Annotated in this window: 31 protein-coding genes and 1 tRNA gene; 12 read left to right on the forward strand and 20 right to left on the reverse strand. The window is 46.1% G+C overall.

What is annotated here, in order from left to right; all coding sequences use genetic code 11:
- Nucleotide 1: 1 nt before the first annotated feature.
- The 6 genes from rimK to ACT6NV_RS04725 are packed head-to-tail and all read right to left on the reverse strand — an operon-like array spanning nucleotide 2 to nucleotide 5,550.
- Nucleotides 2–1,375 carry a 30S ribosomal protein S6--L-glutamate ligase gene (gene rimK, locus ACT6NV_RS04700; protein ID WP_445386108.1) on the reverse strand — a complete coding sequence of 458 codons (1,374 nt, stop codon included), beginning with the start codon at nucleotides 1,373–1,375 and terminating at the stop codon, nucleotides 2–4.
- 55 nt (nucleotides 1,376–1,430) lie between these two features.
- The gene (locus ACT6NV_RS04705) at nucleotides 1,431–1,850 is read right to left on the reverse strand and encodes a VOC family protein (protein ID WP_445386109.1); all 420 of its coding nucleotides are present in this window, start codon (nucleotides 1,848–1,850) and stop codon (nucleotides 1,431–1,433) included.
- A gap of 15 nt (nucleotides 1,851–1,865) precedes the next feature.
- Nucleotides 1,866–2,174, reverse strand: coding sequence for a hypothetical protein (locus tag ACT6NV_RS04710; protein WP_445386110.1), 309 nt, complete (start codon nucleotides 2,172–2,174; stop codon nucleotides 1,866–1,868).
- A 2-nt stretch (nucleotides 2,175–2,176) separates the two neighbouring features.
- Nucleotides 2,177–3,151 carry a deoxyhypusine synthase family protein gene (locus ACT6NV_RS04715; RefSeq protein WP_445386111.1) on the reverse strand — a complete coding sequence of 325 codons (975 nt, stop codon included), beginning with the start codon at nucleotides 3,149–3,151 and terminating at the stop codon, nucleotides 2,177–2,179.
- A complete protein-coding gene (speB, locus tag ACT6NV_RS04720) occupies nucleotides 3,141–4,085 on the reverse strand; it encodes an agmatinase (protein WP_445386112.1) in 945 nt (314 codons plus the stop codon). The genes ACT6NV_RS04715 and speB overlap by 11 nt, the downstream gene beginning before the upstream one ends.
- 49 nt (nucleotides 4,086–4,134) lie before the next feature.
- Nucleotides 4,135–5,550: an arginine decarboxylase gene (locus tag ACT6NV_RS04725; protein WP_445386113.1), complete on the reverse strand. Its 1,416-nt coding sequence runs from the start codon at nucleotides 5,548–5,550 to the stop codon at nucleotides 4,135–4,137.
- Nucleotides 5,551–5,961: 411 nt separating this feature from the next.
- On the opposite strand from ACT6NV_RS04725, the gene ACT6NV_RS04730 reads away from it, so the two are divergent.
- Nucleotides 5,962–6,672, forward strand: coding sequence for a hypothetical protein (locus ACT6NV_RS04730; RefSeq protein WP_445386114.1), 711 nt, complete (start codon nucleotides 5,962–5,964; stop codon nucleotides 6,670–6,672).
- Nucleotides 6,673–6,696: 24 nt separating this feature from the next.
- On the opposite strand, the gene moaC is transcribed toward ACT6NV_RS04730, so the two are convergent.
- Entirely contained in the window at nucleotides 6,697–7,134 is a 438-nt protein-coding gene (gene moaC, locus ACT6NV_RS04735; RefSeq protein ID WP_445386115.1) for a cyclic pyranopterin monophosphate synthase MoaC, read from the reverse strand.
- Between the two features lie 2 nt (nucleotides 7,135–7,136).
- On the reverse strand, nucleotides 7,137–7,577 hold the full coding sequence (locus tag ACT6NV_RS04740; RefSeq protein ID WP_445386116.1) for a molybdenum cofactor biosynthesis protein MoaE: 441 nt from the start codon (nucleotides 7,575–7,577) through the stop codon (nucleotides 7,137–7,139).
- A 134-nt stretch (nucleotides 7,578–7,711) separates the two neighbouring features.
- Here ACT6NV_RS04740 and ACT6NV_RS04745 point away from each other — a divergent pair, with 134 nt between their 5' ends.
- From ACT6NV_RS04745 to ACT6NV_RS04770, 6 genes are all read left to right on the forward strand, one after another.
- Nucleotides 7,712–7,996, forward strand: coding sequence for a GIY-YIG nuclease family protein (locus ACT6NV_RS04745; RefSeq protein ID WP_445386117.1), 285 nt, complete (start codon nucleotides 7,712–7,714; stop codon nucleotides 7,994–7,996).
- A 161-nt stretch (nucleotides 7,997–8,157) separates the two neighbouring features.
- Nucleotides 8,158–8,442, forward strand: coding sequence for a GIY-YIG nuclease family protein (locus tag ACT6NV_RS04750; RefSeq protein WP_445386117.1), 285 nt, complete (start codon nucleotides 8,158–8,160; stop codon nucleotides 8,440–8,442).
- 161 nt (nucleotides 8,443–8,603) lie between these two features.
- Nucleotides 8,604–8,888 (forward strand): GIY-YIG nuclease family protein, encoded by a 285-nt coding sequence (locus ACT6NV_RS04755; RefSeq protein WP_445386118.1) that lies wholly within the window; start codon nucleotides 8,604–8,606, stop codon nucleotides 8,886–8,888.
- 161 nt (nucleotides 8,889–9,049) lie between these two features.
- Complete coding sequence (locus tag ACT6NV_RS04760) at nucleotides 9,050–9,241, forward strand: GIY-YIG nuclease family protein (RefSeq protein WP_445386119.1); 192 nt, start codon at nucleotides 9,050–9,052, stop codon at nucleotides 9,239–9,241.
- A 254-nt stretch (nucleotides 9,242–9,495) separates the two neighbouring features.
- Nucleotides 9,496–9,780 carry a GIY-YIG nuclease family protein gene (locus tag ACT6NV_RS04765; protein ID WP_445386118.1) on the forward strand — a complete coding sequence of 95 codons (285 nt, stop codon included), beginning with the start codon at nucleotides 9,496–9,498 and terminating at the stop codon, nucleotides 9,778–9,780.
- Nucleotides 9,781–9,875: 95 nt separating this feature from the next.
- Nucleotides 9,876–9,947 (forward strand) — tRNA-Arg (locus ACT6NV_RS04770).
- A gap of 525 nt (nucleotides 9,948–10,472) precedes the next feature.
- On the opposite strand, the gene ACT6NV_RS04775 is transcribed toward ACT6NV_RS04770, so the two are convergent.
- The 9 genes from ACT6NV_RS04775 to ACT6NV_RS04815 form a co-directional block, all read right to left on the reverse strand.
- Complete coding sequence (locus ACT6NV_RS04775) at nucleotides 10,473–12,734, reverse strand: molybdopterin cofactor-binding domain-containing protein (protein WP_445386120.1); 2,262 nt, start codon at nucleotides 12,732–12,734, stop codon at nucleotides 10,473–10,475.
- A 21-nt stretch (nucleotides 12,735–12,755) separates the two neighbouring features.
- The gene (locus ACT6NV_RS04780; RefSeq protein WP_445386121.1) at nucleotides 12,756–13,217 is read right to left on the reverse strand and encodes a (2Fe-2S)-binding protein; all 462 of its coding nucleotides are present in this window, start codon (nucleotides 13,215–13,217) and stop codon (nucleotides 12,756–12,758) included.
- Between the two features lie 74 nt (nucleotides 13,218–13,291).
- A complete protein-coding gene (locus ACT6NV_RS04785; RefSeq protein WP_445386122.1) occupies nucleotides 13,292–13,759 on the reverse strand; it encodes a cupin domain-containing protein in 468 nt (155 codons plus the stop codon).
- A gap of 22 nt (nucleotides 13,760–13,781) precedes the next feature.
- Nucleotides 13,782–14,531 carry a carboxymuconolactone decarboxylase family protein gene (locus ACT6NV_RS04790; protein ID WP_445386123.1) on the reverse strand — a complete coding sequence of 250 codons (750 nt, stop codon included), beginning with the start codon at nucleotides 14,529–14,531 and terminating at the stop codon, nucleotides 13,782–13,784.
- 9 nt (nucleotides 14,532–14,540) lie between these two features.
- A complete protein-coding gene (locus ACT6NV_RS04795) occupies nucleotides 14,541–14,987 on the reverse strand; it encodes a nuclear transport factor 2 family protein (RefSeq protein WP_445386124.1) in 447 nt (148 codons plus the stop codon).
- Nucleotides 14,988–14,997: 10 nt separating this feature from the next.
- Nucleotides 14,998–15,450: a nuclear transport factor 2 family protein gene (locus tag ACT6NV_RS04800; protein WP_445386125.1), complete on the reverse strand. Its 453-nt coding sequence runs from the start codon at nucleotides 15,448–15,450 to the stop codon at nucleotides 14,998–15,000.
- A gap of 331 nt (nucleotides 15,451–15,781) precedes the next feature.
- Entirely contained in the window at nucleotides 15,782–16,354 is a 573-nt protein-coding gene (locus ACT6NV_RS04805) for a RidA family protein (RefSeq protein WP_445386126.1), read from the reverse strand.
- 102 nt (nucleotides 16,355–16,456) lie between these two features.
- Nucleotides 16,457–16,660, reverse strand: a complete 204-nt coding sequence (locus tag ACT6NV_RS04810; protein ID WP_445386127.1) for a helix-turn-helix transcriptional regulator — start codon at nucleotides 16,658–16,660, stop codon at nucleotides 16,457–16,459.
- 12 nt (nucleotides 16,661–16,672) lie between these two features.
- On the reverse strand, nucleotides 16,673–17,071 hold the full coding sequence (locus ACT6NV_RS04815) for a hypothetical protein (protein WP_445386128.1): 399 nt from the start codon (nucleotides 17,069–17,071) through the stop codon (nucleotides 16,673–16,675).
- Between the two features lie 315 nt (nucleotides 17,072–17,386).
- On the opposite strand from ACT6NV_RS04815, the gene ACT6NV_RS04820 reads away from it, so the two are divergent.
- From ACT6NV_RS04820 to ACT6NV_RS04835, 4 genes are read left to right on the forward strand one after another with little or no spacing between them, the layout of a single operon-like run.
- Entirely contained in the window at nucleotides 17,387–17,836 is a 450-nt protein-coding gene (locus ACT6NV_RS04820) for a thioredoxin family protein (protein WP_445386129.1), read from the forward strand.
- Entirely contained in the window at nucleotides 17,833–18,813 is a 981-nt protein-coding gene (locus ACT6NV_RS04825; protein ID WP_445386130.1) for an FAD:protein FMN transferase, read from the forward strand. Before ACT6NV_RS04820 ends, ACT6NV_RS04825 begins: the two co-directional genes overlap by 4 nt.
- Nucleotides 18,810–19,025: a DUF4266 domain-containing protein gene (locus ACT6NV_RS04830; protein WP_445386131.1), complete on the forward strand. Its 216-nt coding sequence runs from the start codon at nucleotides 18,810–18,812 to the stop codon at nucleotides 19,023–19,025. Before ACT6NV_RS04825 ends, ACT6NV_RS04830 begins: the two co-directional genes overlap by 4 nt.
- A complete protein-coding gene (locus ACT6NV_RS04835; protein WP_445386132.1) occupies nucleotides 19,010–20,347 on the forward strand; it encodes a DUF3570 domain-containing protein in 1,338 nt (445 codons plus the stop codon). Before ACT6NV_RS04830 ends, ACT6NV_RS04835 begins: the two co-directional genes overlap by 16 nt.
- 57 nt (nucleotides 20,348–20,404) lie before the next feature.
- On the opposite strand, the gene ACT6NV_RS04840 is transcribed toward ACT6NV_RS04835, so the two are convergent.
- Together ACT6NV_RS04840 and ACT6NV_RS04845 are read right to left on the reverse strand one after the other, a co-directional pair.
- Nucleotides 20,405–21,040: a hypothetical protein gene (locus ACT6NV_RS04840; protein WP_445386133.1), complete on the reverse strand. Its 636-nt coding sequence runs from the start codon at nucleotides 21,038–21,040 to the stop codon at nucleotides 20,405–20,407.
- 96 nt (nucleotides 21,041–21,136) lie between these two features.
- Nucleotides 21,137–24,265: a VPS10 domain-containing protein gene (locus ACT6NV_RS04845; protein ID WP_445386134.1), complete on the reverse strand. Its 3,129-nt coding sequence runs from the start codon at nucleotides 24,263–24,265 to the stop codon at nucleotides 21,137–21,139.
- Between the two features lie 73 nt (nucleotides 24,266–24,338).
- On the opposite strand from ACT6NV_RS04845, the gene ACT6NV_RS04850 reads away from it, so the two are divergent.
- Nucleotides 24,339–25,844 (forward strand): serine hydrolase, encoded by a 1,506-nt coding sequence (locus tag ACT6NV_RS04850; RefSeq protein ID WP_445386135.1) that lies wholly within the window; start codon nucleotides 24,339–24,341, stop codon nucleotides 25,842–25,844.
- 16 nt (nucleotides 25,845–25,860) lie between these two features.
- On the opposite strand, the gene ACT6NV_RS04855 is transcribed toward ACT6NV_RS04850, so the two are convergent.
- Nucleotides 25,861–26,799 carry a 3-keto-disaccharide hydrolase gene (locus ACT6NV_RS04855; protein WP_445386136.1) on the reverse strand — a complete coding sequence of 313 codons (939 nt, stop codon included), beginning with the start codon at nucleotides 26,797–26,799 and terminating at the stop codon, nucleotides 25,861–25,863.
- Nucleotides 26,800–26,813 lie beyond the last annotated feature (14 nt).

Here is a 26,813-nt window from a genome sequence, read left to right on the forward strand (position 1 = left end):
TCTAGTCTGCGTGGAATTTCAGCTTTTTCTCAATGGCCATTATCATGCTGCCGGCAATATCTTTACCGGTTGCATTTTCAATCCCTTCCAGTCCCGGGGAGGAATTGACCTCCAGCAGTAAGGGTCCTCGATTAGACCGGATGATATCCACCCCGGCTACCGCCAGGTTCAGTACACGGGCCGCCTTGAGGGCGAGCTTGCGTTCTTCAGCGGTAATTTTGATTATAGAAGCTTTACCCCCCTGATGCAGGTTCGCCCTGAACTCGCCTTTCTCGGCCTGCCGCTGCATAGATGCCACAACTTTTCCATTAACCACAAAACAACGGATGTCCTGCCCATTGGCTTCTTTTATAAATTCCTGGACCAGTATGTTGGTCTGAACACTTTTAAAGGCATTAATTACGCTTTCTGCAGCCTTATTTGTTTCAGCCAGCACCACTCCTTTCCCCTGGGTGCTTTCCAGCAGTTTAATGATCAGGGGAGCTCCATTGACCATCTTGATAAGGTCTTTGGTGTCGTTGGGGGATTTGGCAAAGCCGGTAATCGGGATGTGGATGTCATGCCGGGCGAACAGCTGGGAAGCAAATAGTTTATCCCGGGACTGGGTAATGGCCTCTGCAGAATTCAGGCAATAAACCCCCAGGTTGTCAAATTGCCGGATGAGCGCACAGCCATAAAAGGTTACCGACGGTTTGATCCTGGGAATAATGGCATCGAATTCATTGAGGATGTTTCCACCCCTGTATCGGATCTGAGGCGAATTGGCATCGAGTTTCATGTAGGCTAATTCCACATTGAGAAAAACAATCTCATGGCCACGGGCCTGGGCCGCTTCCATTAAGCGCTTGTTGCTGTACAACTGTGGATTACTGGCCAGCAGGGCAATCTTAAGCCCGGTTTTTTTCTTCTGGTAGGCTGCATACTTGCGGTTCAATTCCTCATCAGAAATATCCATCTGGGTACAGCTTTCAGCAGGGTTGACAAGGTACCTTTCTGTAAGGGCCTCCCTTCCCAAAAGCATCCGGTACTCCATGGTATCCCGGTTGGCAAGGGTTAGCTCAATCTCAAATTTTTCAGCTCCCAGTTTCACCGGAGTGCGTATCACAAAACGCTCCTCTGAAATCCCAGATGAACTTTTGACCGTCCTTCGGTCTACCATCCGGGCTTCACAGGTAAGGGCAATGCTGCGGTTATCCTGCAAAGGATGCACTTCAAATCGGACCCATTCCTCGGCATGCTTCATAAAGACCTTAAAATTGGTCGCCTGTATGGAGGACGTTTTGGCTCCCGAATCTACACGTGCTTTAATGGCGGGAATTCCGAGTTCCTCAAAAATGCACCATTCCTCACTCCCGAGGATCTTTAATTCTTTCATCAATAAGCTTTAGATAAGCTTGCTTTAAGCTGTAGTTAAGGTTTAAGGCTTGCTACTAGTCTGCAAGAAAGGTTTGCTGCGGGTCCAGAAAGTGTTTGAACTCCACCATATAACCATTGGGGTCTTCCACAAAAAAAGAGCGGTGTGCCCCGGTCCTGCCTTGAAGGAACAGTGTGTTTACGGGTAATTCAAGGGACATCCCCTTCAGTTTTTCCAATAAACCATTCCACTGGGTATCGCTTACCAGGACACCGAAATGAAAGGCGGGCAATACCGCTTCTTCAAACTTATAGGATTTATAATGAAAACTGAAATCCCCGGATTTCGTAAAAGTGATCTGGTTGCCGAACAGGTTGATATCCACCCACTGTGTGGACATCCTGCCCAGGCTGGCACCCAGGGTCTCTGTATAAAAAGCCTTGGTAGCCGATACGCTTACACAGGGAAGCGACAAATGAAAAGGGGTCTGTTGCATGTTTCGCAGTTGAAGTTAATCTTCGTCATCCTCCTCATCCTCTAATGGGATGTCCGGAATGGCTTCAGGGTCGTCCGAGTCATAATCCTCATAATCTTCCTCATCGTAATTCGCCATCGTTTTTTCGAGGCGGGCACTGATCTTAACAAGGTATTTGGTGTCCTCGGTGGTTACCTCCACCGCTTCAATTCGTTCTCCCTGGGCGTTACGAAAACTGATAATATGGTCGTCATCGTATCCATCAGGATACTTTTCCACCAGAAGTTTGAGTACCTCAGGGGTCAATTTTTTAAAATCTACTATTACTCTTTTAAGATTATCCATAATTACATGTTCAAAAGATACGCAAAAATAAGTGGGGCAACAATAGTGGCATCGCTTTCTATAATGTATTTCGGGGTCTCAATTCCCAGCTTTCCCCAGGTTATTTTTTCGTTGGGAACCGCCCCGGAATAAGAGCCAAAGCTGGTGGTACTATCACTGATCTGACAGAAATAACTCCAGAAAGGAGTATCTGTCCGTTCCATATCCTGGTACAGCATGGGCACTACGCAAATAGGAAAATCTCCTGCGATACCGCCCCCTATCTGAAAAAACCCTATCCCCTTTCCGGAATTCGCCGTATACCAGTCTGCCAGGTAGGTCATATATTCAATTCCTGACTTGACTGTGCTGGCTGAAAGCTCTCCTTTCAGGACATAGGAGGCAAAAATATTCCCCATGGTACTGTCTTCCCATCCCGGGCAAACCAGTGGCAGGTTTTTCTCGGCTGCAGCGTACATCCACGAATCCTTCAAGTCTATTTCATAGTACTCTTCAAGGACCCCGGACAAGAGCATTTTGTACATATATTCATGAGGCAGGTATCGCTCCCCTGCTTCTTCCGCTTCCTTCCAGAGTTTGAATATATGCTCCTGCAGCCTTCTGAAGGCCTCCTCTTCGGGGATACATGTATCGGTTACCCGGTTCAGGCCCTTTTCGAGCAAATCCCACTCATCCTGCGGAGTAAGGTCCCTGTAGTTAGGCACCCGCTTGTAATGGCTATGGGCTACCAGATTCATAATATCCTCTTCCAGGTTGGCACCTGTACAGGAGATGATGTGCACCTTATCCTGACGGATCATTTCGGCAAAAATCCTCCCGAGCTCTGCAGTACTCATGGCACCCGCCAGGGAAACCAGCATCTTGGCCCCCTGATTGAGCTGTTCTTCATACCCTTTGGCTGCATCCACCAATGCTGCCGCATTGAAGTGCTTGTAATAGTGTGTAATAAAATCAGAAATCGGTCCCTTAGTAGTCATCGTCATCGAATTTAGGGAAGGCAGAACCCAATTTGTTATCCATCAGGTCAGCATCGTCGTCCAGCAACTCGTCTTTGCCTTCCTCCATAAATTTATAACTTAACATTTTATAATAGAGTTTTGCAGCCAGAAAATCGGAAGAGCGTTCGGCCGGGTTCGGGCAAAGTTCCACAATATCGAATCCTACCACATTCTTTTCATTAAATACCTGCTTTAGAAATTCAAGGGTCTCATACCAAAGCAGACCGCCAGGTTCCGGAGTACCGGTTGAAGGCATTATGGACGGGTCCAGCGCATCCAGGTCAAAGGTTATAAAGACATTCTCAGTCATCAGATCAACTACTTTGTCCATCCAGAATTCATCGGCCACCATTTCGTGTGCAAAAAAGGTTTTTTCGGGATCCATATAGGTCTTTTCCAAAACGTCCATGCTTCGGATCCCCACCTGTATCAGGTTGGTTGTCTGGGCTGCTTCATGTACGGCACAGGCATGGTTGTACTTGCTGCCATCGTAAGACTTGCGCAAATCGGCATGGGCATCGATCTGTAATACGGTAAGGTTGTCAAAACACTCGTTAAAGGCCCGGATAGAACCTATAGAAATGGAGTGTTCTCCCCCGAAAAGGGTAACAAACTTATTCCGTTTGATGTAGTCTTTGGTTATTTTATGAACCTCATTTACAACCTCTTCAGGGCTATCATTAACGGTTATGGGCTCTGTCAGGTAAATGCCCTCACGATAGACCTCGGATTCCGTTTCAATATCGTAGAGTTCCATATTGGCAGAAGCTTCCAGGAATGCTTCCGGTCCCTTATCTGCACCTTTCCCCCAGGTACTGGTACCGTCGTAGGGCACGGGCACAAGTACTATTTTTGCTTTCTCCAGTTGCGCAAATTCATCCGGGATTCCCGCATAATTTTCCGATACCTTCATTTTATCTTCTTTATTGGTTTATAATTTTTTAGTTGTAATTAATTTGTATTTACGTTTTTGATTTCCGGGTCGGATCATACCCCAGGATTTCAAGGTGTTCCTCCGCCGTTTGCTGCTCCCGGAAAACGGAAACAGTTAATTTTCCTTTGGCATCCCTGTTGATCAGCAGGTGCTTCGGATGTGGGATCAGGCAATGCTGTAAGCCCCCGAATCCACCTATGCTTTCCTGATAGGCCCCCGTATTGAAGAACCCAATATAGAGGGGTTTCTCCGAATGGAATTTCGGCAGGTAAATGGCATTCATATCCTGCAGACTGTTATAATAATCATCGCTATCGCAGGTAAGTCCGCCCAGCAACACCCTCTCATAGGCTTCATTCCATCTGTTGACCGGAAGCATAATGAACCGTTTGTTGATTGCCCATGAATCCGGAAGGGTTGTAATAAAAGAGGAATCAATCATATTCCACTTCTCCCGGTCATTTTGCTGTTTCTGATAGAGAACCTGATAAATGGCCCCACCGCTTTCTCCGACGGTAAAGCTCCCGAATTCTGTAAAAATATTGGGTACAGGGATGTCTTCTTCTTTACAGGTAAGATTGATCTGATTAATGATCTCATCAATCATATACTCGTAATCGTAATCAAAGGCCAGGGAATTTTTAGTCGGAAATCCTCCTCCAATATTCAGGCAGTCCAGGGATGGACAAATCTTTTTTAACCGAACATATACCTTGAGGCACTTATTGAGTTCATTCCAGTAATAGGCGTTATCCCGAATTCCGGTATTGATAAAAAAGTGGAGCATCTTAAGCTCTACCTGTTCATTTTCTTTGATCTGACTCTCATAAAAGGGTACAATATCCTTATAGCCAATCCCCAGCCGAGAGGTGTAAAACTCAAATTTGGGCTCCTCTTCGGATGCGATTCGGATTCCTACCTTAAACGGATCATCAATCGCTTCGGAGAGCAGGGATATTTCCTCATAATTATCAATTATTGGGATGCAATTCCGGTGGCCGCCATTGATCAGCCGGGCGATGTTTTCAATATAAGCGGCTCTTTTAAACCCATTGCAGATCACATAGGTGTTGTTCCTGATCCGCCCCTCGGCCTTGAGATTTTCAACAATATTTATGTCGAAGGCAGATGAGGTTTCAATATGGATATCATTTTTCAGGGCTTCGTGCAACACATACTGAAAGTGGGAACTCTTGGTGCAATAACAATAGTAATACTTCCCGGCGTAATTGTGCTTTTCTATTGCATTTGCGAACCATTGCTTTGCTCTTCCGATGTTTTCAGAAATTTTTGGCAGATAGGTAAATTTCAGCGGACTGCCATATTTGGCGACCAGGTCCATCAGTGGAATGCCGTGAAACAAAAGGTTGGCATCCTTCAGGTCAAATTCCTCGGTGGGAAAATAATAAGTCTGATCGATCAGATCTTTATAGGTGATATTCATTTAAATTTTTGTTGTAAGTGTTTCCGGGTTGCAGGGTACGTCCCATTTTCCCATATGAAGGTTTAATTTACAATAGAAATTGCAAGTTAAAAGGCGATTTCAAAAAAGATAGAAAATCTGCAGGAAATATATTGCAAGAACCACTCAATAATACTGAGGAAAATTGAGTTCCGGAAACCGGCCCGACAGCTTGCTGCTGGCCGCGGCTTTCCGCCCATTTTAAAGTAAAGAGGCTCACGCTTCTGATACGCTGTTAGAATTATAAAGCTTTGCGTTTTACGGGTGTAAATGAAATCAATTTTTTTTAATAATAGTCTTTTTTGCACTTTTTTTTTACCACCTCATTTCAAGCCCTGTTTTAACCCGGTAATTGTTGTAATTTAGATTATTGAGAAATACAATCTAACCCAGATGAGAACTGCTATTTATCTGATTCTGAATTTGATGCTGCTCGGGCCACTGGTTATGAATGCTCAATTGGAAACGGGAGTGTACCGGGCCACTGAGCGCCTGGATAATGGAAAACGGAATTACGTGTTATTGGTGTCCGAAGATTACTTAATCCACAGTATTTACGATTCAGACCCGGCTCATTTTGTTTCAACCATGGGAGGGTTTTATGAGGTTTTGGACGATAGCCTCAAAGTAGCCCTGGAATTCAATTCAGATTTCAGCGAAACCGGCAAAAGAGAGTATCTCACTACTTTGGGATATACAGACGGGAAACTGATCCTGAACGGGAATGATAACAGGCCCTACCAAAAAGAACCGGGTTTGGAGCAAACCCTGGATGGAAACTGGTTGTTCGGAACCCGCGGGCCGGACACAGGACAAGAGCGAAGGGGGGATTCAGGCCCGCGAAAAACGCTGAAATTCCTCAAAGACGGTTATTTCCAGTGGATTGCCTATAATACGGAAACGATGGACTTCAGAGGCTGCGGCGGCGGGCGTTATGCTGCCGATAACGGGAAATATACCGAAGTGATACAGTTTTTTTCAAGGGATGATTCCAGGGTTGGCGCCGAATTGGAATTCAATTTTGAGCGAAAAGGGTCAGACTGGCACCACACCGGAAAGAACAGCCGGGGGGAACCCATGTACGAAATCTGGCAACTGCGGTAATGGGCCTTAGCCGACCTGAACAGCTTATCCTCCATTCGTATTGTCGATATCGGACTTTCCACCACTTTTGCTGAGCAGCCGGATGGAGCGTATTTCGATCTTCTTATCCAGGGGTTTCAACATATCATACATATTGAGTGCCACTACGCTGGCTCCATGCATGGCCTCTACCTCAACCCCGGTTTTATAATTTGTTTTGACGGTAATTCTGATATATATTCTTAGATCCCTGATCTCATACTCAATCTGGGTGCCTTCAATGGGCAACGGGTGGCAATCCGGCAGGAGGTCCGGAGTCTTCTTAACTGCCAGCAGCCCGGCCGCCTTGCTCATCTCAAAAACGTCTCCTTTGGGAACCCTCCCCTGCTGAATGGCCTCCAGTGTTTCATTACTTCCCAATAGGACCACTGCCTCTGCAGTTGCAATCCGAAGGGTCACCTTTTTATTCGTAATATCAACCATACTCAGGTATTGACCTTCCAGCTGTATGAACTGTCTTCCAACAGCTCTTTCCCAAAAACAGGAAGTTCCTTTTTTATACGTTCAACCAAATGATGCAGCGCTTCAAATACTTCTTTCCTATGGGGAGAGGAAACAAAGACGAAAAGGCAAATTTCCCCCACCTTCACCTCGCCCAGGCTGTGGTAGACATGCATGCAACTCAGCTCGTATTTTTCAAAACAAGCTTCCCGGATTTCATGCATTTTTTGTTCTGCCATCTCCTCATAGGCTGTATATTCTATCGCCCGTACCCTTTTACCCTCCAATTCATCCGCCCGCACCTGCCCCAGGAAGATATCGTGCGCCCCGATATCGGTTTTGGACTGATGTTTGGCTATCGAATTAGCGATAAATTCCGGGCTTATGGCCCCGGAAACAAAAAGGGTTTTCTTCTTTGCTTTCATAACAGCTGCCTTTGTTGACTAAGGTACCAAAGTTTTCAAAAAGTATTCATAAATTCGCAGACCCATTTGGCCCCGTAGTTCAATGGATAGCCCCGATAGCTATCGGGGGAAGTTTCCAACTATTCTTCCTCTAAGTGCATTTTGTATACATATTACAATCCAAAAAAGACCAGTCTTTTTATATAGGACATACTTCCAATTTAACCGAGCGATTGGAATATCATAATTCAAAAGAACTCAATATTGGAAGAACCAACAGGAGAATTCCCTGGGAATATTTTCTCTACTTTGAAGTTCCAAATAAAACTGCTGCAATTAAAATAGAAAGGCATATCAAAAGAATGAAGAGCATTCAGTATTTGGTCAATCTGAAAAAATATCCAGAAATGCGAGAATCACTAATAAATAGATTTTTATGATTCCAAGTGAATTAGAAAAATGCTTTTTGAATGTTTTCAAAAAGTATTCATAAATTCGCAGACCCATTTGGGACAACAGCCCCACAGATACATTTGGCCCCGTAGTTCAATGGATAGCCCCGATAGCTATCGGGGGAAGTTTCCAACTATTCTTCCTCGAAGTGCATTTTGTATACATATTACAATCCAAAAAAGATCAGTCTTTTTATATAGGACATACTTCCAATTTAACCGAGCGATTGGAATATCATAATTCAAAAGAACTCAATATTGGAAGAACCAACAGGAGAATTCCCTGGGAATATTTTCTCTACTTTGAAGTTCCAAATAAAACTGCTGCAATTAAAATAGAAAGACATATCAAAAGAATGAAGAGCATTCAGTATTTGGTCAATCTGAAAAAATATCCAGAAATGCGAGAATCACTAATAAATAGATTTTTATGATTCCAAGTGAATTAGAAAAATGCTTTTTGAATGTTTTCAAAAAGTATTCATAAATTCGCAGACCCATTTGGGACAACAGCCCCACAGATACATTTGGCCCCGTAGTTCAATGGATAGCCCCGATAGCTATCGGGGGAAGTTTCCAACTATTCTTCCTCGAAGTGCATTTTGTATACATATTACAATCCAAAAAAGATCAGTCTTTTTATATAGGACATACTTCCAATTTAACCGAGCGATTGGAATATCATAATTCAAAAGAACTCAATATTGGAAGAACCAAGAGGAAAATTCCCTGGGAATATTTTCTCTACTTAGAAGTTCCAAATAAAACTGCCGCAATTAAAATAGAAAGACATATCAAAAGAATGAAGAGCATTCAGTATTTGGTCAATCTGAAAAAATATCCAGAAATGCGAGAATCACTAATAAATAGATTTTTATGATTCCAAGTGAATTAGAAAAATGCTTTTTGAATGTTTTCAAAAAGTATTCATAAATTCGCAGACCCATTTGGGTCTATAGCCCCATAGAAACATTTGGCCCCGTAGTTCAATGGATAGCCCCGATAGCTATCGGGGGAAGTTTCCAACAATTTCTCCTCTAAGTGTATTTTGTTTACATCTTACAATCCATAAAAGACCAGTCTTTTTATATAGGACATACTTCCAATTTAACCGAGCGATTGGAATATCATAATTCAAAAGAACTCAATATTGGAAGAACCAACAGGAAAATTCCCTGGGAATATTTTCTCTACTTTGAAGTTCCAAATAAAACTGTAGCAATTAAAATATAAAGGCATATCAAAAGAATGAAGAGCATTCAATATGTGGTCAATCTAAAAAAATATGCGGAAATGCGAGAATCACTAATAAATAGATTTTCATGAGGACAAGCGAATTAGAAAAATGCTTTTTGAATGTTTTCAAAAAGTATTCATAAAATCGCAGACCCATTTGGGTCTATGGCCCCATAGAAACATTTGGCCCCGTAGTTCATTGGATAGCCCCGATAGCTATCGGGGGAAGTTTCCAACTATTCTTCCTCGAAGTGCATTTTGTATACATATTACAATCCAAAAAAGATCAGTCTTTTTATATAGGACATACTTCCAATTTAACCGAGCGATTGGAATATCATAATTCAAAAGAACTCAATATTGGAAGAACCAAGAGGAAAATTCCCTGGGAATATTTTCTCTACTTAGAAGTTCCAAATAAAACTGCCGCAATTAAAATAGAAAGACATATCAAAAGAATGAAGAGCATTCAGTATTTGGTCAATCTGAAAAAATATCCAGAAATGCGAGAATCACTAATAAATAGATTTTTATGATTCCAAGTGAATTAGAAAAATGCTTTTTGAATGTTTTCAAAAAGTATTCATAAATTCGCAGACCCATTTGGGACAACAGCCCCACAGATACATTTGGCCCCGTAGTTCAATGGATAGAATAGAAGTTTCCTAAACTTTAGATGCAAGTTCGATTCTTGCCGGGGCTACGAATAAGCACAAAAGGCCTTTGCGAAAGCAAAGGCTTCTATATTTGAGGACTGTCCTCACCAAGCTCGCTTGAGTGGGGACAGGACGAAAAAAAAGAACCAGCCTGCGCCAGCAGGATGGGCTTTTGTATTTTCAGCACGAGACCCAAAAGAACAGCGAAGCTATCTCTTGCCAGAATCCCCAACCAAACACTTCAGTAAAAAGAGAACCAGCCTGCGCCAGCAGGATGGACTTTTGTATTTTCAACACGAGGTCCAAAAGAACAGCGAAGCTATCTCTTGCCATTATCGCCAACCAAACACTTGAGTAAAAAAGAGAACCAGCCTGCGCCAGCAGGATGGGCTTTTGTGTTTTCGCCAGCGAGGTCCAAAAGAACAGCGAAGCTATCTCTTGCTACAAAGCAGAACCAATGACCAAACGAAACAGAACCAGCCTGCGCCAGCAGGATGGACCTTTGTATTTTCGCCAGCGAGGCCCAAAAGAACAGCGATAGCTATCTCTTGCCCCACACGCTTAAAATAAATCTACCCTACTAATTCCGGTTTGTCAGAAATAAAAGGTTGCCGGGTATATCTCCTCCCTGTAGCCTTATACAGAGCATTGGCAAGGGCCCCGAAAACTGGTGGAAATGGAGGCTCTCCCAAACCTGTTGGATCGATCTCGTTTTGAACAAAATGTACTTCTATCTCCCGGGGGATTTCGCTATGACGGATTATGCGGTAGCGGTCAAAGTTGGTTTGCTGGGTTCTTCCTTCCTTAAAAGTCAGTTCGCCATACATCGCATTGCCAATCCCGTCAATTATAGCGCCTTCAGCCATATTGGCGGCAGCATCCGGATTAATGACTATCCCGCAGTCTACCGCACAAATTACCTTGTCAACCCGTGGCTGATCCCCATCCATAACAACATCCACCACATGGGCAGCATAACTGTTGTGACAGAAATAGGCAGATACCCCCCGGTGAACACCGGAAGGGGGATCTCCCCAATTGGATTTTTCCCGAACGAGTTTCAAAACCCCGGCAAGCCTTTCAGGGTCGTAATCGTTATTTTCGCCAACCGGATTATTTTTCGCCCTTTCCAGAAGCTCCAGTCTGAATTCTATAGGGTCCTTCCCGGCCGCTTCGGCTACCTCATCCAGGAAAGCCTGCTCCACCCCGGCCATAAAGTTCGATCGGGGTGCCCTGAATGCTCCTATGGTAATATTGGAATTGATTTCCCACTGCTGGGCCAGGTAATTGTCTACCGCTCCGGCAGGAAAACGATCTGCAAATAAAGGCGTTTCCGGAACCCCGCCAGCTTTAACATGGAATGCGGTCAGGCGGTTGTCTTCATCCAGGGCAGCCCTGTAGGTGGCCTGATAGGAAGGCCTGTAGATCCCAAAGGTCATATCGTCCTCCCGGGTGTACATCAACTTTACCGGCGCCTGCACCTGCTTTGAGATCAGGGCGGCCTCTACCGCGTAATGGCCATAGGCCCTTCTGCCGAACCCCCCGCCCATTCGGGTCAGTTCAATTTCGACCTTCTCAGCTGGGATTCCCAGGCGGGCTGCAACGGTTGCCTCCGTAAGTGCCGGGGCCTGTAAGGGGCCCGCCAGCCTTGCCCCTTCCTCAGTAACATTTGCGAAGAAGTTCATGGGTTCCATACAATTGTGGGCCAAAAAAGGGCAGGTATAGGACCGCTCGATAACTTTTGAAGCATTTTTAAAGGCAGTTTCAGGATCCCCATCCTTTCGAGCCGTAGTGCCGGAACGAGTAGCCATCTCATTCATCTTTTCGTAATGGGCCTCTGTGCTTTCCAGGCCTTTTGGCACGGCTACCTCCATTTCGGTTCCAAAGCGATCCAGGGTAAAGGTAGAATTCGCTATGGGTTCCCATTCTACGGACAGTTGTTTTTTGGCGTTCATAACTTCCCAGGTGCTTTTACCAACTATAGCGACCAGGTCAGTGAAGGCATTGGTGTCAAAAAAACTCCTCTTAAAGCCATCTTCTAATGTTTTTATGGAAAAAACATCTACTATGCCGGGCATATTTTTTATCGCTTCAGCATCAAATGATTTCAATTTGAGACCAAAGGCAGGAGGGTGTTCCACCATGGCAACCAGGGTACCTTCGTAATCATAGTCCAGCCCGAAAAGCGGTTTGCCCGTCACAATTTTATGGTTCTCAACACTCTTTTTCGAATTTCCGATAATGGTAAAATCGGCAACCTCTTTAAGGCTAACTTCTTCGGGTACTTCCAGTTTGGCAGCGGCAGCGGCCATTTCGCCATAATGTGCGGAATTTCCTGAGGCTGTATGGCTCAGCACCCCTTCAGATACCGTGATTTCAGCAACCGAGACCTGCCATTGGTCTGCAGCAGCCTGCTTCAGCATTTGTTTGGCCGTTGCCCCTGCCATACGCAGGCCTTCCCATCGTCTTCTGATCCCCTGGCTTCCCCCGGTAAACTGCCAGCCGTATTCCTCTGCGTCGAAATTGGCCTGTTCTACCAAAACATCTTTCCATGCCACATCCAGTTCGTCCGCAACAATCATAGGCATGGCCGTGATAACCCCCTGCCCAAATTCCGGGTTTGGGGACATAATGGTTACCACCCCATTGTCGCCTATTTTCAGATAGGAATTAATCTCAAACCATTCCTCCGGCATTTCCAGTGCGGCCATTTCCGCGGTATCCTTCGGTTTACAGGCATTGAACATGCTGAAACCCAATATAAGGCCGCCTCCTGCCAAGCTGGTGTTTTTAATAAAAGCCCTTCTTCCTATTTGTGTTTTAATGAGTGTCATCTTCGATATTTTTTTCTTTGACTAGGCGTTTCCTTTGGCGGCCATCTTAACCGCTTTCTTTATTCGGATATATGTTCCACATCTGCAGATGTTGCCATTCATGGCCATTTCTATCTCCTCGTCCGAGGGGTTGGGGTTCTTTTCCAGGAAGGCCGCTGCCGTCATGATCTGCCCGGCCTGGCAATAGCCGCACTGGGGTACGTCTACTTCCATCCAGGCCTTTTGGACCGGGTGGTCCCCGTTCTCGGACAGGCCTTCAATGGTTGTTATTTCCTGGTTGCCTACAGAGGCAACAGTAAGCATGCAGGCCCTCACTGCAGTTCCGTCCAGGTGGACGGTGCAGGCCCCGCATTGGGCAATCCCGCAACCGTATTTGGTGCCGACCAGTTTCAGGTGGTCTCGCAGCACCCATAGCACCGGGGTGTTCGGGTCAACGTCTACTTCCTGAGCGTTTCCATTGATCTTTAAATTGAATTTTGCCATAATTTTTAGATTGTCTAAAAGTTACAATTAATTGACGAAGGATTTTCTCAAGATCCTTAATTTAACTATACGGATTACCTGTTATAATCTGCATCACTTACAGGTTCAAACCATTGGGTTGCCCCCTTTTCGTTGCTGGAAACTGCAATATGGGTGAATTCCATTTCAGGGGTTGCACCGTGCCAATGCCGTACATCCGGAGGGCATTTAATGGTTTCCCCCTTACGCAACACACGTTTTGGCCGTCCTTCCTCCTGATAGTAGCCTTCTCCGCTGATTACGATAAGCAACTGCCCTGCCGGGTGTAAATGCCAATTCGTACGGGCAGCAGGTTCAAACCGGACATTACCGGCATACACCCCACTTAAACTATCTGGCGAAGCCAGCATGGTTAACCAGGCAGTACCATTGAAATTATCATTCTCTATTTTTTCACCCTTTGGAAAAATTGAATCTGCTTTTGTATCATATCCCTTTCTTTCCGAACATCCTTGTATGAACAGGACGAAGTATAGTAAGAAAAAATAAATTGTCGTTTTCATTTGTGAAATATTTTCATGGTAGTCATTCACTCCTGCCTTCAAGGATGGGACGTAAAACTACAAGAGCCGATTTTGATTTTTCCTTACCTGCAGTAGCTTCGATAAGCTTTGTAAATTCCATTAATTGATCAGGATTCCAACCCACATTTAAGGAGAGGCCAAAATGGCTCCGGAGCATGGGTTCCAAAGTACCCAGGCTGGCAATTACCGAAATGGTAACCAACTCACGTTGTTTGTAGTTGAGCACATCCCGCTCAAAAATATCTGCAAATAGGTGCTCTTTCAGGAAAGCATCCATTTCAGGGGAAAATTCCTGATAGGCCGGCTTTCCATCCAAAGGGGCCCCAATCAGTTCCTCCAAAATAGCCTTTCCGCGTTCGTACTTTGTTCCGGAGTTGATGATGGGAGAGGCCTCTTTTCCCAGAGTATCTGTAATTCCCTTAGCTTTTCTGGTATCCAAAACTTCCAGAAAAGTCTGTAGCCCCCTGATACTCCTCGGAAATCCGGTATAGGCATACAAATGCACCAGGGCTTCCTTGGTTTCATTTACGGTTAGCCCGTTATCCAATCCTTCATTAAGGGCGTCCTTCAAATTTGTTAAGTTGCCCTGAGCGGTATAACTGGCAATTTTGATAAGGCTTTTTTCCTGGTCGGATAACCCTGTTGCCTGTCCAATACCGGATTGAGCATTCGATTGAAACGCCAGGACCACGGCCAGGAACAAAGCAAGGCATGTTTTCACTGCATATTCTTTGGCTTCTGCAAATTTCATGGTTACCTTCTAATCCCTTTCCAAAAGCTTGCTAAAGGTCAAATCAGCCAGTTTCCAGGCATTATCCTGCTTTACATAAACTTCCGTGACCATAAAAGGATTGGTTACCTCATTTTCCCCAACAACCGCCAAAAGGGTAATTTGGTTCCAAAGTATCACCGTAGATTCATTTAGGACTTCAACCATGACCTCATGTACATCGGCCTTTTTATAGTGTATAAAGCCTTGTCTAATGATATCCACTTCACGGTCCTTGCCCCAGGTACCGCCCATGTGCACAAACTTGGCCTTGTCATGAAAGAGTTCTGCCAGCCTGTCCGCATTTTTATCCGCCATCCATTCCCATTTTTGCTGGGATAGCTCCCTGATTTCCTGTTCAATGGCTGTGTCCTGCGCTTCAGTCATCGATATGCTTAACAAAGCAATCAATACCCCTATAATTAGTTTTTTGTTCATCCTTGTGTTTTTAGTGCTCAATTTTATGGGTATCCCTTACACTGCTAAAGGTCAGGTCAAGCAATTCCCATTTGTCACCATTTTTTTGATAAAACTCCGTCACGGTAAATTCGTTGGAAACGTCATTTCCCCTTACATGGGCTGTGAGCGTAATACGATTCCAAAGCACAGCTGTATCGTCACCAAAAACCTCTACCGCCACGTCATGAACATCGGCATTCTTATACCAAATGCTTCCGGTTTCAATAATTTCCAATTCCCTGTCCTTTTTCCAGGAACCACTCATATGGACAAATTTTGATTTGTCATGGAATAGGGCAGCTAGTTTTTCTACGTTCTTGTCAGCCATCCATTGCCATTTTTGCCTGGAAAGATCTTTTATTTCCTGTTCAATGGTTGCATCCTGTGCGTATAATCCTGCACCGATGGACATCATTACTAATCCAATCAATAGTTTTCTCATTACTTTATTATTTATGTTTTACTGATTGTACTAAAATTATTTTTACGAATCGACCTTTTGTTACCTCCAAAAATATAATTCAGCGAGACGTTCCAGGTAAAATCATCTTCCGGCACTATCTCTGTCTCGATAGCATTGTTCAGAATGGCGGAAACCGATAGCGGAAAATCCTTTTTTTGCAAGGGTGATAAAGCCAACTATAAAATATCCTTTTGAATCATCCAGGATTAAAAATAAGGCCTGTGAAGAAATATATAAAAGTACTTTTTAGCAAAATACAGGTAGGACACTCCCCTCAAAACTTCAGAAATCCGGATTAGATCAGAGATTGTTACTCAACCTCCACAACCACCTCAACTTCCACGGCAATCCCCCTGGGCAGGGATCCCATGCCGACGGCTGCCCGGGCGTGCTTGCCACGTTCCCCGAATACTTCCACCATCAGGTCGGAAAATCCGTTGATCACCTCGGGCTGGTTGGTGAAATCGGGGGTAGCATTCACCATCCCGTGGACTTTGACGATCCTTTTTACTTTTGAAAGGTCTCCCAGCTCTGCCTTTAAAACGGCCAGCTGGCTGAGGGCCACCAGGCGGGCCGCTTCATATCCTTCTTCGATGCTGAGGTCTGCCCCCAGTTTTCCGGTGACATAGGTCCCGTCTTCCTTACCAGGACCTTTTCCTGCCAGGAACATCAGGTTGCCGCTGCGGACTGCGTTGACATAATTGGCTACCGGGGTGGCGGCCTTCGGCAGGCGGATCCCCAGCTCCTGGAGTTTTGCTTCCGGGTCAAAATCGGCATTTACCAGTTCATTACTTTCAGGAAGGGGTCTACTTAATTGCTCTTCTCTACATGCAGTTGTAATTAAAAGCAGAAAGGCGAAGCAAAATGCAAAAGATGTTTTCATAGGTCACAGGTTTGGTATGAGCCTTAAATATACAAAGGAATTGAGCTTAAAACCCCAATGACCTTAATAACATGATTGGCCCGGGTTTCCCCTGCCACTCCCTCAGAGTTCCTCCTCCTCATATTCAAATAGCTGCTCAATGGGGAGGTCGAACAACCTGGAAATCTTAAAGGCAGTGGGCAGGCTGGGATCAAATTTCCCTTTTTCAATGGCGTTGATCGTTTGCCTGGAAACCCCGACAGAATCAGCCAATTCTTCCTGTGTCCATTGCCTTTCGGCCCGCAACACGCGAATTTTATTCTTCATTTCAATTCGGGATTAGCGGTAACGACTGTTGTTCACTGCAATAGCAGTCATATAACAGATGCCCATAAAAATGACCAGGAAACTGATTTCGGCATCCCAGGGAATGACATTGGTGGTATCCAGGAGGGAATACGCCAGGCCCACTACCAGGGTAAGGCCAAGGGTTAGCCCCATGGATTCCAGTTGTATCTTTTTTTCCAGTTCATCGGACTGCTCTATAAACCTCCGGTTGGCCAGGATCATCCCTATGCCGAGCAGCAGGCTTAAAATAATAGCCGCAATGGTCAGGGCTTTGTTTCCATCCCAAAGGAACTTATTGCCGAAGGTTGCCAGAGCAATAGATAAAGTCCAGGCCAAAGTCCATCCGGCCAGATTTCCCGTTATCCGTTTACGTTGATTTTTTTTATTCATATCCATTGTTTTCATGTCAATACTATTTGTCTTTATGTAAAGTTTATTTGACAAATATAGATAATATTTTTAAAATGTCAAGTCTTATTTACATTTAAGATTTAAACCAGTGTTATATCCATTTTAATATTCCCATAAGCCATTCATATCTGAAGCTTATCTTTTAAATGCCCTTCTCTTTGAAATAAAACAGGTTCCTTAACTTTATTGTAGAAGGTTTTAAAATAAATTCTGGTATAAAATCCCTTTACATATTTGTCCTCAACAAATTATAAGCAGGCATACTTATATCCCTGAAAAATCGTTTAAGTACATATGAAAACCATGCTTTTCTCTTGTTTCTGCCTATTGTTTTTCTCTTACGCTACGCAAGCACAGCAATGGTATACCGATTTTCCAAAGGCACAGGCGCTTGCCGCTAAGGAGAACAAACCCCTTATCCTGGTTTTTCAGGGTTCCGACTGGTGCGCTCCCTGTATAAAACTGGACCGGGAGGTTTGGGACACCCCCGCTTTTAAAGAATACGCGGCTTCTCACTTTGTGATGGTAAAAGCCGATTTCCCAAGAAAAAAGAAAAATGCCCTCCCCGAGCAGCAGGCAAAAGCCAATGCTGCCCTGGCCGAACGCTATAACCCCAATGGCATTTTCCCTTTAGTGGTTGTCATGGATGCCGAAGGCAGGGTAAAAGGACGAGCCACCTACGAAAAAATAGGCCCGAAGGCCTATATTGCAAAACTACAAGCCTTTAACCAGTCCGACCCATGAAAAAACTGCTCCTGCTGGTATTTTTGGTTACAATTTCTGCAGTAGGACAGCAAACCTACCGGGAGTCCATGTTGCTGATGGGCAGTAATTTTGAGATTACAGTGGTTGCCGATAGCCCCCGCCAAGCCAATCAGTGGATTGAATTGGCCGTTACTGAAATCCGCCGGATTGAAGCCCTTATTTCTTCCTGGGACCCGGCTTCCCAAACCTCCGAGATCAACCGACAGGCCGGGATAAAACCTGTAAAGGTATCCCGGGAGTTATACCAGCTCATTAAACGGGCCATCGGTATTTCTACACTTACTGACGGGGCATTTGATATTAGTTATGCCGCCATGGACCGCATCTGGAGGTTCGACGGGAGCATGAGGGAACTGCCCGAACCGGAAGCTATTGAACAATCCGTAAGGCTTGTAGGCCATAAAAACATCCTCCTGGATGAAAAGGAAGGGAGTGTATACCTGGCCAAAAAGGGAATGAAAATCGGATTTGGCGGTATTGGAAAAGGTTACGCTGCGGACCGGGCAAAGGAGGTCCTGATCAGGGCCGGGGTGCCGGCAGGAATTATCAATGCCTCAGGCGACATGAACAGCTGGGGGGAACAAAGCAATGGCCGTCCATGGCAAGTGGCTATTACCAACCCCATGGACAAAAAAAAATCATACGGTCTGCTACCGCTTCAGGGCAGGGCTGTGGTCACTTCAGGGGATTATGAAAAACACGTCACCTTTGAAGGGGTTCGCTATGCTCATATTATCGACCCCCGTAGCGGATATCCGAGTACCGGGATTATCAGCACAACGGTTTTTGCACCCAAAGCCGAATTGGCAGACGCACTGTCAACCGCAGTTTTCGTTATGGGAATTGAAGCCGGGCTGGACCGTATAAACCAGATCCCGGAGGTAGATTGTATTATCGTGGATTCCTCCGGAGGATTGCATACTTCCAGAGGTATAGAGTTAAATTATTCGAGATGAGAAAAATTATCTTTTTTGGGCTGCTGGCAGGTTTGCTGCAACTGCAATCTTGCGTAGTTATCAAGGAATACGAAATGGTAAACCTCAATGACCCGGATATGTCCCTTACGGATCAGAAGTGCGATCGGAACCTTATTGTAATGCATTCCTACAGGGAAGGGGCAGCCGGGGCAAACGGCGGTAAAACTGGAGGCGGATGCGGCTGCAATTAACAAAATACATGCTGCGGGAGGTCCTGTTCATATGTATGTTGCTTACGCTGTCTGCTGGATTTGCCCAACAACAGGATCCTCAGGAACCCTATCAGAAACGGGTGCTGGAAAGTATCGAGATTGATTTTCTGAGCAGTTACTACCAACAAGATGGGGAAAATGCAGCGGTTACAGGGGGGATAGGGACGGAAGAACTCACTGATGTTACAGGAAATGTAATCATTACCATTCCGCTTAACGCCAATGATATTTTAAGTATAGATGCCGGGGTTTCTGCCTATACCTCGGCTTCCTCCAGTAATGTCAATCCCTTTGACGGACCCGCCGACCCCTTTGTGGCCAGTAGCGGGGCCTCGGGTAACGATGTGTGGTCGAGCGCGGTTTTTAACTACTCTCATAGTTCTGATGACAGGAACCAAATCTGGGGTGCCCGCTTTTCCGTTGCCACGGAATACGACTATTTTTCTATGGGCGCAGGGGGGAGTTATACCCGACTTTTCAACCAGAAAAATACAGAGCTGAGCATTCGGGCCAACGCCTACTTTGACCGCTGGACCACAATTTACCCCATAGAGCTTAGGCCTTTTGATACAGGGGGCAGCGGATTGAACGACCCACTCTTTGCCCTTTTTCCCATCACGGGTGAATCCAACTACAACCCTGATTTTACGGGGTTTTCAGATAAGGGTCGGAATTCGTATACCCTGGGCTTTGGTTTTTCACAAATCCTCTCCAAAAATATACAGGGAAGCCTCGCCCTGGACCTGATCAGCCAGCAGGGCCTGCTCTCTACCCCTTTTCAAAGGGTTTATTTCCAGGATGTGCCCGATAGTTTTATGGATGGTTTCCATCTTGCCGAAGACATTGAACGCCTGCCGAACAACCGGTTTAAAATTGCCGTTGGCGGCCGCTTGAATTATTTCCTGAATGCTTCTTTGAGTATCCGCACCTATTATCGCTACTATACGGATGACTGGGGACTATCTGCACATACGGCCCAATTGGAAATCCCCTGGAAGCTTACGGACCGCTTTACCCTTTATCCGTCATACCGCTATTACAGTCAGGGAGCCGCAGATTATTTTAACTCCTATAATGAGCATCTCTCAACAGCAGCTTTTTACACTTCGGATTTTGACCTGTCAGGATATAACGCCAATCAATACGGTTTGGGCCTGGGGTATACCGATATTTTTACAGGGCTGCGCCTTTTCCATTTCGGGCTTAAAAGCATTCAGGTCAAATATTACTATTACGACCGGAACTCCCCTTTCTCTTCTCATATTGTAACCGCCGGCTTTAATTTTGTACTGGATAAATGAAACGGGGAAAAGGTATATTAATTACACCCAGCCCGGATAAAATGAGATCCTTTCAGCTCAGAACTTCAGCCGGGGTGCATCCTGGTTTTGTTCGTGATACAAGTCTGCCAGTTCGTTCATAAGCAATTCCACTATTCGCTCCTCGGAGGCTCCTTTTTGGTAAAGTTTATAGGCGTCGGGAAACTGCTCTTTCAGGAAAAAATCCAGGTCATCTGAACCGTAATCGTGGAAGGCATTCCAGGACCGCAGCCCTTCGAGCATCTTGCGATGGGCCACAAACCGCCTTCGGGCCGTTTCAAAATCGCGCTGAACCCTTCGCTTGTCTTTGTTTTCTTCTTTCCTGGATTCTGCATACAACTCCTGAAAAGCATTAGTAACGCGGCGGTCCGCCTCAATCGCTTCTGCGATCAAACGAAAATAGGCCCGGCTAACCAGCTTGGGGTAACGATCTAAAAATACAGGGGACGCTTCCGGCCTTTCTTCCTCCATTTTTACGGAGGAGAGGGCGTAGAACTGAGGGGGACCCCCCTGTTCTGCCATATCGGTAGCTACACTGGCCTGTTCCCATTTCCTGGAGCTGACGACCTCCTCCCACGCCTCAGCGTATGGGTCTTCAGGTGGCTTCAGGCTCGAACAACCGAGCATTGCCACAGACCCTGCACATATCAGGAAAATCCGAAAGGAGCTAGCCATATGGGTAAGCCGTGTATTTTCCTTAAAAGATAGCATTTTATACCGTTTATAATTCAAAAGCAGTCCATACGGGGCTATTTTTCGTTAAAACCCCTTTCAATCTACATTTATGGCACCTATCCCTGCTTCGTAAAGCGCCCTGTTCAGTGCCGGCAGGTCCTTATTCAGGATCTCTTCGGCCTCCGACCGGTAGGTCAGCCATCGCTGGTCCAGACGGCCAATCAATTCAACCGTACCCTTATTGACTTTTGGAATACTGCTGTCTGCATGGTTAAAGGCCGTGATATATTCGGCAGTAAAACCATTTACATAATTCTCTACATCGTCATAAGCCTTGGAAAGCCTCTGCACCATAATGGAGTCCCAGTTTTTCATTCGTTCCTGCAAAGCCACTGCTTGTGCATGTAATTCTTTTTGACTTCCTACATCCAGCTTTCCTAATACTTCTGCCAGGCGTTTTTTTGACCGGTAGAGCTTGTTGGTCATATTGGTCATCTCTGAATAGGTGGCCTCAGCCTTACTCATAAAACTGTGATATTCCGCATAATCCTGAGCAGAGACAGGCAGCATTGGGTTAGGCAACAAACGGGCCTTGGTAGTAAGGCGCTCTCCTTCGAAACTAAGCTGAAGGGTATACTCCCCGGGTTGTGCCTGATGCCCCCGAAAACTTCCTTCAATATACACTTCAGGAGCCCCCGGGAGGATGGGATAGCGCAAATCCCAGACCATGCGATTTAAGCCGGCCTTTTTGGGCAGCAGGGGTGCTTTGGGTGGAGCCCCTTCATATGCCTTGTAATCCGGATCGGGATGGGAGCTGTAGGTACGCACCAGTGCACCTGTGGCATCCATTATTTCCAACTTCAGGGGTACAGAGTCTGCAAGAGCGGGCAGGTTGCAATAAATGACCATTCCGCTGGCAGGGTTTACTCCTTCGAACGCCCCGGTTCCGCTGGGGTCATTCCCGTTCATGGAACTGCCCCAATTGGGAATAGTGGTGGGTTCGGGCGTGTACAAATGTGCTTTAGGGACCGTGCCCTTATGCTCCCTTAATACATGCATGTCGTCAAAAATCCAGAAGGACCTGCCCTGAGTGGCCAGGACCATATCCCCGTGCCGGATTTGCAAATCGGTAATTGGAACCACTGGCAGGTTCGATTGGAAGAGTTGCCATCCGGATCCCCCGTCAAAAGAAATATAGAGGCCGGTCTCCGTCCCGGCGGCAAGCAGGTCCTTACGGACCGGATCTTCCCGTACAACCCGGGTATACGCTCCAACGGGGATATTAGCGGTGATATTTTTCCAGCTCTTCCCGTAATCCGTGCTTTTATAAAGGGCAGGGGTATGGTCATTAAACTTATAACGGGTAGTGGCAATATAAACTGTTGCCGGATCGTGTGGCGACACTTCAATGGCATTAACCAGCGTTTCCTGCATTCCCTTTGGGGTGATATTTTGCCAGGAGCCCCCGTTGTCTCTGCTTATATGCACCAGGCCGTCATCACTGGCTGTATAGAATACACCCTTTTGGTGAGGCGACTCCGCTATATAACTGATGGTTCCGTAGTTCTCTGCACCCACGGCCTCATTGGTATACGGCCCACCACCATTGCCCTGTTTATCGTCCTGATTACGGGTCAGGTCTGGCGAAATCACTTCCCAGGAATAGCCTTCATCACGAGTGCGCAACACATATTGGGCACAGTGATAGTAGGTGTTCGGTTCATGCATGGATTTTATGATAGGGGCATTCCAGTTGAACAGGTATTTCATTTCCCGGGCCGGCAATCCCAGATACAGGTTTGGTTCAATCATTACCTTGGTGCTGGCTTTTGAATTTACATCCAGCAGGTTGACAGTTCCCAGATAACTCCCTCCCATGACTTTTTCGGGATTATTGGGGTCAAAGGCGAGAAAGGCACTTTCTCCCCCGGCCGACGCCTCCCAGTGTTCCTCTCCGATACTCCAGCTCCCGATGCCTATACTGGCAATCTTAACCGAGCTGTTATCTTGTTGCCCTCCATATAAATTGTATGGAAAAAGGCTGTCCGTAGCCACGCGGTAGAATTGAGCCGTTGGCATATTATCCTGCCGCGACCAGTTCTTCCCTCCGTCAAAGGTTATTTCCGCCCCTCCGTCGTCCGAAATAACCATATTCTTCGAATTATCAGGATTGATCCATAAATCGTGGTAATCTCCATGGTGCGTGCGGATCTCTTCCCAGCTCTTTCCGCCATCTATGGATCGGTAGGTGTCGGCACTGAGCACATATACGGTATGTTCATCGTTAGGATCCGGAAATACCTCAATATAATACCACGCTCGTTGCAAGAGGCGGTGGTCCCCGCTTACCCGACTCCACTTTTTCCCGGCATCCGAAGAAGTGAATAACCCTCCTTTTTCCTCATAGGTATCGCTTTCCAGCAGGGCGTACAAGCGGTCAGGGTTTGCCCGGGAAACGGCCACTGCAACTTTCCCTTTTTCTTCCGGCAAGCCTTCGTGGATCTTTTTCCAGTTTTCACCCCCGTCTGTAGACTTGTATATTCCACTTCCTGCACCCCCACTGATAACTTTCCAGGGCGTCCTGAGGTGTTCCCACATCCCCGCGTACAAAACCTGTGGATTCTGGTAATCTATAGAAAGGTCGCTACATCCGGTAAGGTCGTTTACAAACAGTACCTGTTTCCAGCTTTTACCCCCGTCTGTGGATTTATAAACGCCGCGCTCTGGATTGGGGCCATGAAGGGCCCCCTGGGCAGCTACCCAGACAATATCCGGGTTAAGAGGATGAATTATGATCCTTGAAATATGACGGGTTTGTTCCAGCCCCATATGTTCCCAGGTTTTCCCGGCGTCCAGGGATTTGTAAACCCCATCCCCGTAAGAGGTCATAACCCCCCGGGGAGCGTGTTCGCCCATGCCCACATAAACGACATTTGGATGGCTTTCAGAAACGCTCACCGTTCCTACCGAGCCCGTCTTAAAATACCCGTCAGAAATATTCTCCCATTTCTGTCCGGCATCGCTTGTCTTCCACAATCCGCCTCCGGTGGTGCCCATATAATAGGTGAGCGGGTCCCCGACCACCCCGGATGATCCGGTAGACCGACCGCCGCGGAAAGGGCCTATGTTCCGGAATTTGGCAGGCTTAAGAAAGGTATTGAGTTCTTGTGAAAAGCTCAGAATGCCGGTAAATAAGAAAATAAGAGCAAGGGTAATTTTTTTCATTTTAGTTGGTTTTTGAAGAGGCTTATAAATGTAGGAATAGTTTCGTACATTTTAATTCTGAATTTATAGCCCAATGAAAAACTACAGATTTCTCTTAATTACAATGTTTGGTCTGCTTTATTTAAGCAGCATTCATGCACAGGATAAGGTTGCACTTTTGGATGACATGATACGGCAAGGGATTCAGGATTGGCATATACCGGGGATGACCGCCGTAGTTGTTCAGGAGGGGGAAGTCGTTTTTAGTAAGGTGTACGGGGTCAAAAACATAGAGAGCCAGAAGGTCGTGAACCGGGAAACCCTCTTCAATATGGGATCGACTACCAAGGCTGTGGTTTGCATGGCCCTGGGGAAATTAGTAGATCAGCAAAAACTAAAGTGGGATGATAAGGTTCGTTCCCACTTACCCGAATTCAGGCTTTCGGATCCTTATATAACGGAAGAGGCCAGGGTTCAGGACTTGCTTACCCATAATCTGGGAATTGCACCGGCCGACCTGCTTTGGGTGATAGACAGTGTTTCTACGGAGCAGACAGTGGCGCGTTTTGCCCTCTCGGAAAAGTCATATCCACTCAGGGGAGGCTTCGCTTACAACAATATGATGTACGCCGTAGCAGGTGAAGTAATAGAGGCCGTTTCAGGAATGCACTGGACAAAATTTGTTGAAGAGCATATCTTCAAGCCGCTGGAAATGGAGCGGACCGTTGCCCGGGTATCGGATATTTTCAGTTCGGGCAACTATGTTACCCCTTACCAGTACGATACAGCTGAAGGCCTGTATCCGGCGCCTTTCAACCGCTCCGACCAGATTGGGGCCGCCGGGATGATCTGGACCTGTACGGCTGATATGGAGCACTATTTGCAGATGCTGTCCCGGGGAGGCGTTTATAAAGGAAAGCGTCTGCTAAGTCCGGAAACCTTCTCCTATTTATTTGAGCCGCATGCTTTTGTGGGAGCGACAAATTTTTATCCGACCCAGGAACTTACCAAACCGGATTGGATGACTTATGGGTTGGGATGGTTCCAGCATAACTACCGCGGGCATAAACTGGATTTTCACACCGGCAGTATAGCAGGCCTGGCGGCTATTGCAGGGATCATTCACGATACCAGGACGGCTGTCTATGTACTGGCAAACCGGGACCACGCCGAACTGCGGCATGCAATTCTATATAAAGCAATGGACCTCTGGGCCTTTAATGACCCTGAGCGGCCCTGGCACCGGGAAATTTTTGAGCTGTACGAGAAAAGCAGGGAGCGGCAGGAAACAGCCCTGAAAAAGTTCAATGAGAGTCAAATACCCGGCACTTCAACTAGCCTGCCATTACCGGCATTTAGGGGCAGATATACTCATCCTATGTTGGGAGAGGCAAAGGTTAATGTTTCTGAATCAGTGCTGGAGATAAATTTCAATGGATTTGTAAACTTTCATACGGAACATTGGCACTATAACTCCTTTATCTCCGATAAGGATAACAAGCTGCAAAGCCGCCTGCTCTTTACCTTTGAGATTGGGGCAGACGGGACCGTTTCAAAACTGGGCGCCTTCGGGGAATATTTTAAAAAAGTTTCCGAATAGTAGCGGCCTTAGCCTGTTATTCAGGAACCGAAATTGTGATGTTGCGGTACTCGATGGGGCCGTGGTCTCCCTGCAGGTAAATAGGGCCGGGTGCCGCTTCGTTACTGTCCAGAGCCCCACCCGTTATACCAGGAATGATCTGGTTGCCGATAATGGTCTTTCCGTTAGCTACAACCGTAACCCTCCTGCCCACCAGGGTAATATCATAAGACTGCCATTCACCCGCTTTTTTTGCAACATTTTCATTGGGTGTGAGAAATCCATAAACCCCGCCAAGATATACTGATGAGGGCTGCTTGCCAAAGCTGTCTTCCACCTGTACCTCATAGCGGCCCCTCAGGTAAACCCCGGAATTGGAATGCTCCGGATAGCGAAATTCTATATGCAATTTAAAGTCTTCGAATGTTTCCTCCGTCCTGAGGTTTACACCGGATGCCGGGCTGGTAAGGACTCCGTCTTTTACAAACCACTGGTTGACTGTATTTTCTGAAACCGGAATCCAGCCACTGAGGCTGTTCTTATCCAGTAAAGGGCGTGGTTTAGACCAGGAAGCCGGGGGCTCCCGCAACAAAACAGGGGCTCTTTCCCCTGTGAAGGATAGCGCGTTCCCCATGTGGTCCAGAATATTTCCCTCCATCCGGTCTGCATTTACCGTGCCTGTTAAGTGCATATAGTGGGTTCCTATCCACTGAGGGGGAATACTAAAGGAAAACAAACCGTCTTTCCACATTACCTCAGCAATGGGCCGGGCACTTCCGGCATAACTAACGTAATAACCTACCAGGGCCTTATTGCCCGATTGTTTTACCTCCAGCCAGGAAGGCATGGACCGTTCCCCATTGGAAACGTTTAAATCCCAGCGACCGATTATTTCTTCCTGGGCTCTCAAAATACTGCTGCTAAATAGGCAAAGGAGCGATAGCAGGCCTGCCTGCCGTAAAATAATTTGCTTCATTTGTTTGGCTGATT

This window comes from Robiginitalea insularis, from assembly GCF_052497835.1.